Origin of the sequence: Salegentibacter salinarum (assembly GCF_900168115.1) — a bacterium.
GTDB classification, from domain to species: domain Bacteria; phylum Bacteroidota; class Bacteroidia; order Flavobacteriales; family Flavobacteriaceae; genus Salegentibacter; species Salegentibacter salinarum.
Window position 1 is genome coordinate 69,251 of the sequence record NZ_FUZC01000012.1, and the last position, 12,735, is coordinate 81,985.

The 12,735-nt window shown below is 35.7% G+C and carries 8 protein-coding genes; all 8 read right to left on the reverse strand.

Annotated elements, in window-relative coordinates:
- Positions 1-14: 14 nt before the first annotated feature.
- Complete coding sequence (locus B5X53_RS14220) at positions 15-1,226, reverse strand: glycoside hydrolase family 76 protein (RefSeq protein WP_079713898.1); 1,212 nt, start codon at positions 1,224-1,226, stop codon at positions 15-17.
- A 5-nt stretch (positions 1,227-1,231) separates the two neighbouring features.
- Positions 1,232-2,461, reverse strand: coding sequence for a SusE domain-containing protein (locus B5X53_RS14225; RefSeq protein ID WP_079713899.1), 1,230 nt, complete (start codon positions 2,459-2,461; stop codon positions 1,232-1,234).
- Entirely contained in the window at positions 2,461-4,029 is a 1,569-nt protein-coding gene (locus B5X53_RS14230) for a RagB/SusD family nutrient uptake outer membrane protein (RefSeq protein ID WP_079713900.1), read from the reverse strand. Before B5X53_RS14230 ends, B5X53_RS14225 begins: the two co-directional genes overlap by 1 nt.
- Before the next feature lie 10 nt (positions 4,030-4,039).
- Positions 4,040-7,054 (reverse strand): SusC/RagA family TonB-linked outer membrane protein, encoded by a 3,015-nt coding sequence (locus B5X53_RS14235; protein ID WP_079713901.1) that lies wholly within the window; start codon positions 7,052-7,054, stop codon positions 4,040-4,042.
- A 127-nt stretch (positions 7,055-7,181) separates the two neighbouring features.
- Positions 7,182-9,530: a GH92 family glycosyl hydrolase gene (locus B5X53_RS14240; RefSeq protein ID WP_079713953.1), complete on the reverse strand. Its 2,349-nt coding sequence runs from the start codon at positions 9,528-9,530 to the stop codon at positions 7,182-7,184.
- A 4-nt stretch (positions 9,531-9,534) separates the two neighbouring features.
- Positions 9,535-10,683 (reverse strand): MFS transporter, encoded by a 1,149-nt coding sequence (locus B5X53_RS14245; protein WP_079713902.1) that lies wholly within the window; start codon positions 10,681-10,683, stop codon positions 9,535-9,537.
- A 7-nt stretch (positions 10,684-10,690) separates the two neighbouring features.
- On the reverse strand, positions 10,691-11,599 hold the full coding sequence (locus B5X53_RS14250) for an ROK family protein (RefSeq protein ID WP_079713903.1): 909 nt from the start codon (positions 11,597-11,599) through the stop codon (positions 10,691-10,693).
- Positions 11,599-12,321 carry a GntR family transcriptional regulator gene (locus tag B5X53_RS14255; RefSeq protein WP_079713904.1) on the reverse strand — a complete coding sequence of 241 codons (723 nt, stop codon included), beginning with the start codon at positions 12,319-12,321 and terminating at the stop codon, positions 11,599-11,601. The genes B5X53_RS14250 and B5X53_RS14255 overlap by 1 nt, the downstream gene beginning before the upstream one ends.
- Between the last annotated feature and the right edge of the window lie 414 nt (positions 12,322-12,735).

Below are 12,735 nucleotides of genomic sequence, written 5' to 3' on the forward strand. Positions count from 1 at the left end.
TAGTCTCTAAAATTTTATTCATTTTTAAATAGTGATGCTCTGGCATAAACATCGACAAGGGCTGCCTGATGCATTAACCAATAGTATCTCCCTCTATTATTTCCTGACCAGTCCTCATAGAATTGCCCTTCCGAGGTTCTGGCATTTTCCCAGGCATAATCGGCATTCCTTATAAATACCTCCACATAATCTTTAGATTTTGAATCATATTCAGAAAGCTCGATAAAAGAAGTCATTAACTCTGCATTAAACCAGGGATCGTTAGTCTCATAAAACAACCGATCATTGATTACACTTGTGAACTTTGAGTGTGCAGACCTTGCAGTAGCAATTGACTGATCCAGATAAAACTCTTCATCAGAGATCTCATACAGGTTAATTCCTGACATAATCATCATAGCTGCATTATAAGTCCATTTACGCGTGTTTATTTCTTCAGTATTAATGTGTATACTATTCCAATATAAATTGTCAGAAGGATCCCGTAAAGTATCATAGGTCCACTTATAAACTCTTTCAGCAAAAGTGAGATATTGTGGATCCTCAGTTATTTTATATAACTCACTGGTTACGTAAGCGGCATAAGCGCTCGTATTAGCTGCTTTTATACAATTAGAATCCGTAGTGCAGTCTGTTGAAACCCCCTCAAACCAATAGAGGCCCCCACCAATACGGGAATCTTCACCTGACATTATAAATTCCGTGATTGTAATAGCTCGATCCAAATAAAATTGATTGTCAGTTAATCGATAAGCATCAATCAATTCCATTGCTACAATACCACTATCATCATAGTAATGGTCTGTACTTCCTTCTGAAACTGGCTCAGCCTGATATGTTGGTAAGTTACTCCTATTGTCGTAATACTTTTCTAGTCCTTCAAATTCTTTTTCCAATATAGATTCATCATAACCTAATTCATATAAAAGGTTGCCGGCTGTGAGCATACCAACATATGGCCACAAATAACTATAAGTGTTATCATTAGCCTGAGCAGGGTAATTTTCTTTATATAGGTCTCCTTCCTTATAGAGCTCCTGTATTAGATCATAAGTTTCTTTTGCTTTCTCTTTATAAGTGAGATTTACCACCTCCGTGGTATCTTTATCCTCCCCATTGTCTACCATTTGGTCTTCAATGGAATCGTTACTACAACCTGTTAAAGCGGTAACAAACGAAAAAAAAGTTATATTAATCAGTTTTAAAATCATCGCCTTTCTCTTCATTTTAATTAATTTAATTCAAATTCGTGATAATAATGATCTGCTTTCGGATCAAAAATTACACGTACGCTAAAGGAAGCTCCATTAAATTGGTCAGCAAATTTCCACGCACCCTGCCAAAATTCGGCATCGGGACCCAAGAAGTAAGTATTATAATAATATTCAGGTTCTCCTTCGTTAGGCCTTGCATTAAATGCATCAAGCCCTGGAACCAAAGAACCATTCATATCTGCATTATGAAAGCTTCCAATATAGGATTGTTCCCCATCAATCAGAAATCTAAATCTGTACCTTTCCTCTTCCCAACCTAACCAATCTGGAGCATCTGGAGCTCCAGGAGTTAAAAAATCAAAGTACCCATTCGTAGATTCAAAAGTATGATTGCCAACATAGCTTAGTTCTCCCGTAGTAATTCCATTTGCAATTACATACAGTTCCACATTAGACATTTCTTCATAAGAAATAGTGGTTCGGGATAAATTCATCCTAATTCTATAAACACCTTCAGAGCCTTCAAAATTTGTTGGCTCATCACCAGCTCGAATTTTACCCTCATCATTAATATAGTAATGGGTTGGATTGGAGTCAGGATCATTTGAATCTACAATATAAAACTCTCCAGAAGTAAATTTTGTAATCGATTCAAAGGTTCCAGGTTCAAAATCATTATTTGGTAATTCATTTTCTATTTGTCCAAAAGCTACTGCATTTTCAATATCTTCAGCTTCGGTAGCAGGTCCATAAACGTACATGTACTCTGGAAAATCTGCAAAACCTTCCGGTCTTGTTAAAGACAAGTCTGAAATTTCTAAAAACCGCTCTCGGTTATAGCTACTTACAGCTTCTACCGTCCAAATAATATTTCCGGTTTCGAGTTGCCCAATTCCAGATTCTGAAGCAATTTCATTTAAATCACTTTGTCTTAGGTTTAAGGTATTAGAACTACCACTATTAGCGGATGGAAAAGTTGCCAATGGATCTTGAAAGTCCCCTCCTTCTTCATCAAAAAGAACATTATAAGTTACCAGGCCACCATCACCCGATTTTGCAGGAGACCAGGTAAAGGTAATTCTACTGTCGCTTTCCAAATCAATTTCTATATTCTCACCCATGCTAGGACTTTCAAGAGCCCCAAGTTCAACAATTTCAGGATTGAGTTCATACTCCTCTTCGTTGCAAGAGACCAAAGCCATCAAAGCAACTAACATCAAATATTTTAGTTTAATAATTGTTTTCATTACCAGTTGGGATTTTGTGATAAATTGTTATTGATATCTCGTTCGCTCAAAGGAATAGGAAATAAGTAGTGTTTATTCTCTTCAAAAGTTCTATGTTCCACCCTTGTATAGCCGTCGTCTTCGCTTGTCATATCTGTTTTCATTCCGTAAGCCCAACCATTTAGTACACCTTCTGCAATTCTCCATCTTCTGATATCAAAGAATCGATGCCCGGCTTCAAAGGCTAATTCAATCCTTCGCTCATTGCGTACAATATTCCTTAAGCTTTCCTGATCACCTCCTGGAAATTCCAGGGCTTCTTCAGACAATCCAGCTCTCTGCCTAATTGCTCCGATGCTCAAATCCCAATCTTCTGCAGTAAACTCGCCCAATTCAATTTTTGCTTCGGCATAGTTTAAAAGAACTTCAGCGTAACGTATCAAGATCAGGTTTAAACCGGAATTAGTTTGATTTCTCGCTTCACGATCATAAAATTTAGAAACATAATAGCCCGTAGGAGTTGAATTGGAGGAATAATTTAGTCCATCTGGTGCAGCTCCCGGGGAAGTATCGATAGTTACCTGGTTTCCATCAAAATCTTGCATGGTATAATCATCATAGATTATGGATGCTGCCAGACGGGGATCGCGGTTTTGAAATGGATTTTCTTCATCATAAAGCGATTCAGAATTATCAATTGCCAAACCATTAATAGTGGGGTAACTTTCCACCAAAGATTGTAATGGTGAAAAATTAGCATAACCACCGAGGCTTGGGGGAATAAGAGAGTACTGAATATTATGTTCTCTATCTGTAGGAACATATTGTAAGCTTAAAATGATTTCATCATTATACTCATTATCCATTTTAAACAAATCCCCATAATTTTCAAATAGTGTATAATCACCAATTAAATCTTCTGCAAGAGAAGCTGCCTCGGAATATTCTTCGTTATATAGGTGTATCCTGGATTTTAAAGCTACAGCCGCATTACTTGTTATTCTACCCTGTACTTCTGCTGCATAATTATTAGGAAGATTGGCTATTGCTTGATCAAGTTCGCTGTAAATAAAAGAAAGGATGGTATTTCGATCAGTTCTTTCGAGGACTAAAGATTCTTCAATAGAGATTTCCTCGGTAACAAAAGGAACATCTCCGTAGATTTCAATTAGCATAAAATAATGCCAGGCTCGAATAAAACGCGCTTGAGCGATAAGTGAGATTCTTTCCTCCTCACTAATTTCCTCAACTCTATCAATATTATTAAAAAATATATTCGCTCTTCTAATTCCTGCATATTTATTTTCCCATAAGCTTTCCACTAAGCCATTAGAAGATCCATAACTTCCACTACCAATATTCCTATATTCTTCTCTACCCCTGGTATATGCATCATCTGAAGCTGAACTTAAAAATAAATACATATCTGCATCCATAATATCTGCATACATAGCATTTAAAAACACACGGGCATCTTCTTCTGTTTGCCAATAGGTAGATTCGCTAGTTGCATCGATTGGAGCAAGATCCAGATCCGAAGAACATCCTGCGCTGATTATCAACGTTATAATAATTAATATTTTTTTCATAATTATTTTTTTAAAAGTTTATATCAAGTCCTGCGGAAATAACCCTGGAAACCGGGTATACCCGACCATTTGAATCAATATTTTCAGGATCCAGACCTTTATCCAATAAAGGACTGAACGTTAGCAAGTTCAAACCGGTTAAATAAAATCTTGTACTTTCTATTCCTATTTGAGACATTATTGATTGAGGCAATGTATAGCCCAATTGAACATTTTTTATTCTCAAATACTTTGCATCAGCAATATAGAAATCAGATCGGGCTGCATTATTTACAGATTCAGATCCAACGGTTAATCGGGGATAGGTAGCATCAGTATTTTCTGGTGTCCAGCGATCAAGATGTCGTTGAAATACTGGGCCTTCATTATTATTATGAAAAGCTTCTGTGATTTCTCCACGAATCCATTGCTCTCTTTTTCCTACTCCCTGAATAAAAACTGAAAAATCTAATCCTTTCCAGTCTACCGCATAGGTTGCACCGAATGTATATCTAGGGAATGAATTACCTAGAATAAACCTATCTCCTTCATAATCAATTTCACCGTCACCATTTCTATCTACATATTTGATATCTCCTGGTTGAACACTGTTTGCAAAGATTGGAGTAGCGCTTTGTTGTATTTCTTCTTCTGAATTAAAAAATCCGTCAGATTTTAAAGCGTAATAGGAATTAATGGGATATCCTTCTCTAAGAATTGTTTGAACATCAAATCCATTTACGAATTCCCGTCCTCTTAAATCAACCACCTCGTTCTTGTTATCAGAAAGATTAACATTAAAAGAATGATTAAAATCACCGGTTGCCAATCTATAATCCAAGGTAAGTTCCCAACCTCTGTTTCTTACCGATCCAGCATTTTGAAAAGGTTGCCCTAAACCATAAGTATCCGGAACTGGTAATTGCAAAAGAATATCTTCAGTAAGATTATCAAAAACTTCTACACTCAAATTTAGTTTTCTATCAAAAAAGGCAAGATCCACTCCTAAATTCTTCATTGTGGAAATCTCCCAGGTACGATTTTGATTTGAGACAGAGTAGTAAGATCCGGGGACCCCCACGTTTCCAAAAGCGTAAGCATTACTGGAAATATTCACCAAACTTTGGTAACCATATAAATCATTTATATCCTGATTACCAAGTTGTCCCCAGGAAGCCCGGATTTTAGCAAAGGAGATGACTCCATCCAGAGGATCAAAAAAGTTTTCCTGACTTAAGATCCATCCAGCAGAAACTGAAGGAAAAACGCCCCATCGATTATCTAAAGAAAAACGCGAAGACCCATCATATCTTAAATTCCCTTCAAAAAGATATTTATCATCGAATGTATATCCGATCCTACCAAAAAGAGACTGAATGGACCATTCATTTCCAGACCCATATGTCCCACTTTGCTGAATCTCACTAACGTTATCAATTACTCCAAATTCATTTCCTGGGACATCCAAACCTGTAACGCCAAAAAATTCTGTTTTGTAGCTTTCAGAAGATGCCCCTAAAAGAAAGTCAAAATCATGGTTATCAAAAAAAGTATTATTATAAGTTGCTGTAATATATGGGTTTAAGTACAAAGATCTACTATAATTATCTGCTACAGAATTCTGGTTATTTCCACCTCCTGGATAAACATATTCAATAGCTTTACGGAATTCATGAGTTTTATTACTTGTTATATTACCACCCAGAACTCCTTTTAGCACTAAGTTTTCAATAGGTTCATAAGAAATACTAACGTTTCCCAAAGCCTCATCATTTTGATTAGTTCTGGCACCTCCTTGTTCTAATTGAGCAAGGGGATTGCTATTACTACCGCTTACAAGAGTATATTCTCCATTTTCATCAACGATGTCATATATTGGAGGAGTCCTCACTGATGGTTCAATAATCCATTCGGTCCACCAGGCATGTCCTTTTATATCATTTCTTGCAAAAGAGATTCGTCCACCTACTTTTAATTTATCATTGATCTTCTTATCTAAATTAATTCGAAAATTGTACCGGGTGTGCCCATAATCAGGGCCCTTAAACAAACTCTCCTGGTCCATATATCCCAGCGACAGTAAATAATTAAGTCCATTTTCTGCACCACTCATGGATAGGTTATGATTACTTTGTGTTGCATAGTCCTGAAAAAGAGATTCATAAAAAGAAACATTAGGACCGTTTTCTCTAAAATCCATTATTTGCTCGGGCGTAAAAGCTGGAGACATTCCAGAGTTAACTAATGCCTCATTTCTTAAAGTTGCATACTCCCAAGAGTCCGCAAGCTCGGGGAAGTTAGTGGCTTCCTGAACGCCATAAGTCGCATTATAGGCAAATTTGGTTTTTCCTTCTTCTCCATTCTTTGTAGTTACCAGCACCACTCCATTTGCTGCTCTTGAACCATAAATTGAAGCTGAAGCTGCATCTTTTAATACACTTATACTTTCAATATTTTGAGGGTTGATATTATTAAGTGAACCGATTACACCATCTACCACAATTAATGGGGTATTCCCATTTATTGTACTTATTCCTCGAATATTAATCTGTGGAACCGAACCTGGCTCTGAAGTGCCCTGTTGTATTGTTAACCCTGAAGCTTCTCCTTGTAGTGCCTGATAGGCATTACTAACTGGTTTTCCCTGGATTGCTTCATTATTAATTTCACTTACAGAACCTGTTAGATTCACTTTCTTCTTAGTTCCATAACCCACAACAATAACATCATCTAATTGCCCTGCATCGCTTTCAAGGGTTATACTAATATTATTATCATTTTCTGCTAAATTTACTTCTTTAGTGGCAAAGCCCATAAAGGTTATAACCAGAGTGGCATTCGTGGGGTTGGAAAGTTCCAGCTGGAAGTTACCATCAAAATCAGTTACCGTACCATTAGAGGTTCCCTTTTCTACTACTGATGCGCCTGGCAAAGGTCCATCATCTGCGCTTGTAACCGTTCCAGATATGATAGACTCTTGTGCAAACGATTTCGAACACAAACATATCAACAACAAGATTGTAGTTAAGATTGATTTATTTATCATAATTTAAAGTTATTAAGTACATATGTTTGAACATACGTGCAAATTAGAAAAAATATTCATTTAAAATAATTTTAGAACAATTTAATTTTTTATAAATAACTATTAATCAAAGTAATGTATCTATTACTTATTTTAATAAAGTTTTGTGAGGAGCAACTCCCATCTCTATTTCTAAGATAGCCCCATTTCTTAAAGTTTTCAGATCAATTTCTCGACTTTCATAGCTATTTCCATTTAACTTAATGGATTGTATATAATAGGCATCAGGAGAATTGTTTACCGTTTTTATTTTTAAAGTTTCATTTTCTCCAGTCTGTATTTCAACTTCATCAAAAATTGGACTTCCTAACTGAAAAGATGGATTTGTTTCAGTCAGACCTTTAACATCAAACAATCCCATCGATGACATTACGTACCAGGCTCCTAACTGCCCTTGGTCTTCATCCTGCCCATAGCCATAACCATGTACTTCTTCTACTCCATAAAACTTATTACCAATTTCCCTTGTCCATTTTTGGGTTAACCATGGGTGGTCGGTATAATTAAAAAGCCAGGAAATATGCAAATTGGGTTGGTTACCCTGATTATACAGATAGGTTAATCCGGCAAAGGCGTCTATATCCTCACCTCCAAATTTAGTTTTCTCTGATACGGTAAAAATAGAATCTAATCTTTTTACAAACTTCTCTTCTCCCATTTTATTCACTAGTTCTTTTGGTGCATGAGGTACATAAAAAGTATACTGCCAGGCATTTCCTTCCTGAAATCCTTCCCAGGGAGCAAAAGGGTCAAATTCTTCAATGAATTTCCCTGATACTAATTTTGGTCTTACAAAGTCGGTACTTTCATCGTATAGATTTTTCCAATTATCAGAAAGTTCCATTAATTCTTTATACTCTTTATCTTTACCAAGTGCCTTTGCAAACTGTGCAACAGCATAGCTGCTATAACTATACTCTAAAGTATGGGAAACTGAAAAACCAGAGCCTTCGGGTGATGTTTCCCAACCCGGTACATAAGGCACATATCCGTTTTCGACAAAACCCTGAAGATCAGTTTTACCTGCGCCTTCATTTCTATTTTTATATTTGACTTCGTTTTCATAAGCTGCTTTAAAAGCAAGCTCTATATCATAATCTCTAATACCTGACTGATATGCAGATGCGATTATTAAACCTACAAAATTAGTCCCTACTCCTGAAACAAATTTGGAATTAGCCAGACCATCACCTAGCCATCCTGAATTTTTATAAACTGCCAGATGGCTTTGAACAAAATCATTATAATAATCTGGCCAGGCCAAAGTCCACAATTGCGTGAGATTCCAAAATGCTCCCCAAACCGAATCTGTATTATAAAATCCAAATTCAGGATCACCATTTTTGTCTAATGGAATTTGTCCTACTGATCCATCATTTTCAGGAAATTGACCATTAGCATCACTAGCAAGCCCTCTACCTAATAGAGCATGATACAAACCAGTATAAAACTTCTTTTTATTCTGAGTTGAAGAATCTTTAACTTTAATTTTATTCAATTCTTCGGACCAGGTTATTTGTGCGGCGGACCTGGCTTCTTCAAAGTCTAAGTTTTCCGCTTCGGACTCAAAGTTTAAACGGGCATTTTCAACCGAGGTATAAGAAAATCCAGCTTTAATTTCAATCGATTCGTTAGCCTTTGTGTTAAATTCCATAAAAAGACCAGAACCCTTACCAGTTATACTCCTTTGCTTTTTAAATATTTCATCTCCTATGAATGTCCCTACTGCTTTGGGTCTTTTACTTACCTCACCATAGAAATACATGTTAACCTCTCCTTCCGGCTGATATTTTTTTACATATTCAGGGTAGGTTGTAACCCAGCCTTCTATGGTATTATCATCAGTAAAGGTCACACTCGCATTTTTAACCTCACCGCTTTCGCCTAATTGGTTTCCTATATCAAGTATAATATTTGCATTGTCCGATTCAGGAAAGGTATATTTCTGAAAGCCAACTCTTTTTGTAGCAGTCAATTCGGCTGTAACATCATAATCTTTCAGATTAACCTTATAATAACCAGGAGATGCGTGCTCATCTTCTTTATCGAATCGAGACCGATAACCAGACTCCGGGTCTTCTAACGTACCAGGAATAGTTTGCAATTCTCCCGTCGTAGCAGTAAAAAGAAATCCACCAATTTGAAATTCGTGCAAATTGGCAAAACCTTCTATGCTAGTATGGCGTGAATCATAACCTACTGCTTCCCAACCATTTTCATTCCCATAACTACCATTCGTTGATGGTCCCAACTTGGCCATACCAAAAGGCACGGCTCCAGGGGTGTAAAAGAACCAGCGACTATGTGCAGTACCAATGTTTGGGTCTACATAATCTAAAACTGATTTTTTATTAATATCCTTTTTCTGATCATCAATTGCTGTCCCGCAGGAACAGACCAGACCCAAAACTGTAAGACAAAAAACAAATCTCTTCATATTTCTAATTTTTAAATTTTTTAAATAAATGATAGGTAAAATAAACATACACTGCACAAAGTAAAAGCACAATAAAACTAATAGAAACCCCAGCCATCCTGTTTACCAGACCCATTAGAGGAGGGATTACTGCACCACCTACCACAGCCATAATCATCAAGCCTGAAATTTCATTAGCTCGGTTTGGAAGTTTTCCTATTGTTAAAGAAAAAACAAGGGGGAAAAGATTTCCGGAGCTAAGTCCTATTAAAAATATTAGCACCAATGCAACCAAAGAATTTGGAGCAACAATTAAAAGGACTATACAAAAAATTGTAGAAATCGTAGTCCAATAAAGAAACTTAAGATTATCCACCTTCGCAAGAATTAAAGCTCCTAAAAAACGACTTGTCATAAGAGCAAAAAAGTAAACACTTATACCTAAAGATGCCCTTTCCAGTCCCACCTCAAATTTTTGTACTAATAAGTTTTGTATACTGGTATTCATTCCCACATCCAGACCTACAATTAAAAAAATTGCTACTACCATAGATGCTACAAATGGATTTTTAAGAAGGCTCAAGCTTGTTTTAAAAGAAGCTTTAAATTCAGATTGAGTTTCATCAATACCTGTTAGAATCAACCAGCTCCCGGAAAAAATTGAAATAAAACCATAAACTAGAAACACCAACTTCCAATCTCCATATGAGGCAACCATAAAAGTCACTATAAGAGGCCCTACTAAAGAACTGATTGCTTTTATAAATTGAGACAAGCTCATAAAACTGGAAAATTTATTTCTATTTACTACATCCTGCAGTAGTGGGTTTGAGGAAACCTGTATAATAGTATTGCCAATTCCCAATAAAAGGAAACATAATAATAAAGTAGGATAGGTATAATGCACAAAAGGAATAAACATTCCTATAGCGGTTGTAAAAATTCCCGCTAAAAGAATTTTTCTCTTTCCGAAATTATTTTGAAATATCCCTACAGGAATTGAAAGAAGAAAAAACCATATAAAAACCATAGATGGAATAAGCTGGGCAACTTCGGGAGAAAGATCAAAATCCCGTTGAGCATAACCTGTAGAAACACCTACAATATCTACAAAACCCATGACAATATAGGACATCAAAACCGGTGCTATTTTGTTGATTTTTTGCTTACCCATAAATAGTTTACATTAATTTTAATGTTGGTTTTAAATCATCGTAGTATATATCATCCAGCAGCAACGCACTTCCAATAATCGCAGCATCCTCACCGAAGTCGGAAACGCATACCTCTATATTTGGTAATTGTAGTAGAAGTTCATTTTTGAAGTAAGGAAAAGCCTTTGCGATATTCCCCCCTATTACTATTATACTGCTTTTAAAATCTAATATATAAGGTTTCAAAAATTTTCCTAATTCAGTTCCAAACCATTGAAAAACTCGTTTAGCCTCTGGATCCGCTTCAAATCTGTCGCATAACTCTCTTACGTTATTAGCCTTCTGTCCAGACAAGTCTTTATATTTCTTTATGATACCGCGAGTCGAAAAAATATTATCTGCTAACATTCCATGGTACATTTTATCATATAAAAAACCTCCTTGCGGTACATTCATTCCTTGCATTACGGGTTGACCATTAATCAAAAAAGAAGATCCAAGTCCTGTTCCAAGGGTAATAGCTATAGAACGGTGATGATTAGTTGCATTTCCAATCAGAGCTTCGGTAATAGAAAAGGCCGTAGCGTCATTAATAAAACGGATTTGAGAAGGATTAATATTTAATCGGTTGGCAAGTTCTTCTCGAATATTTACGCCATATAAAGATTCAAACTTATCCACATTTGATATTAAACTTATTCCGTCGAAATAATTAAATGGACCTGGCATTGCTATTCCTACACCTTTAATTTTTTCTTTAGCGACCTCAATCGTTTTCGAAATTGCATAAACCCAAGAATTAAGTATTTCTTCTTTAGAACCTTTGGTATTCACTTTAGAATAAACTAAAGTTTTTCTCAATAATTGTTTGTTGGTATGTTCATACATACAACTAGTGATATGACTTCCACCAATGTCTACTCCAATACTGTACATTATCTTCTAATTTCTATTGAATAAGTAAATTTATCGTTTCTATAATATCCTATATTATATTCAAGCGGACGATCTCCAGGATCAGAAACAAATCTTTCTCGAATCAAAATAGGGTCATTTTTGTCAATTTCTAAAATTTCAGCGAATTCAGAAGCTTTCCCTGCCCTGATTTTCTCTTTAGAAACCGCTGGAACAGAATGATAATCATCTTCCAGTATTTCATAAAGCGGTCTTTGAAAATCTTCGTTTCCTGTTAAACCAATCCTTGGCTGGAAATAGCTCTCAAAATACACAAGAGGCTTATCACTTCCCTTTAACCTTGATAACTTAAGTACTTTGGTAGATGTATCTACATTAAGAAAATTTGCAATTATTTCATCTACAAAAACCCACTCTACATTAAGCTTTAAATTCTTAAAAGGTATTCCTTTCGAATTCATCTCTTGTGTAAAACTATGCCATTCCCCTAAATTAGTGGTGATGCTATTAGTTGAAACTTTAGTTCCTACCCCTTTCTTTCTTACAATCAAACCTTCATTATGAAGTTTGTTCGCAGCCTGCCTAACAGTGTTCCTTGAAACACCTAATCTTTTAGCAAGCTCAACTTCCTGAGGAAGAAATGCTCCGTTTTTAAATTCAGGGAGCTCGATTAAAGACCTTAATAAATCCTCTACTTGTCGATGTAAAGGAACAGGACTTTTATGATCAACTTTTAACTCCAAACCTTATCATTTTCTTTGTTCCTTTGTATGAACATTTGGCTAATATATAAATAATATGATAAATAATAATATTAAATTTATTATTAAGTTGAATTAAAAAATGCTTCTGGACCTATTTTAATCAGCAGAAATTGTGAGGAAATAAACCCATTGAAGTGGGAAAGTTGAAAAGATATTCATGAAAAATTCAATTGAGTACTATCGATATTTCATAAGCATCACATACTTAATTTTCTTCCGGGGATTTCTCTCTATTTTCTATAAATGGTTCATTTCTCAACCCATCCGTTAATTGAGTTGTTCCAAATTCCAAAATACTAATTTTAAAATTCCTACCTGGCAATAAAACATTTAGCGATTAATTGATCCAGAAATAATTCTTGTTCTGGGATTTGGACCTCCCTGTAAAAGTTC

Coding starts and splice junctions, on each gene's coding strand:
- B5X53_RS14240 (WP_079713953.1), bottom strand. CDS start 9,530: ATGAAGAGATTTGTTTTTTGTCTTACAGTTTTGGGTCTGGTCTGTTCC.
- B5X53_RS14235 (WP_079713901.1), bottom strand. CDS start 7,054: ATGATAAATAAATCAATCTTAACTACAATCTTGTTGTTGATATGTTTG.
- B5X53_RS14250 (WP_079713903.1), bottom strand. CDS start 11,599: ATGTACAGTATTGGAGTAGACATTGGTGGAAGTCATATCACTAGTTGT.
- B5X53_RS14220 (WP_079713898.1), bottom strand. CDS start 1,226: ATGAAGAGAAAGGCGATGATTTTAAAACTGATTAATATAACTTTTTTT.
- B5X53_RS14230 (WP_079713900.1), bottom strand. CDS start 4,029: ATGAAAAAAATATTAATTATTATAACGTTGATAATCAGCGCAGGATGT.
- B5X53_RS14245 (WP_079713902.1), bottom strand. CDS start 10,683: ATGGGTAAGCAAAAAATCAACAAAATAGCACCGGTTTTGATGTCCTAT.
- B5X53_RS14225 (WP_079713899.1), bottom strand. CDS start 2,461: ATGAAAACAATTATTAAACTAAAATATTTGATGTTAGTTGCTTTGATG.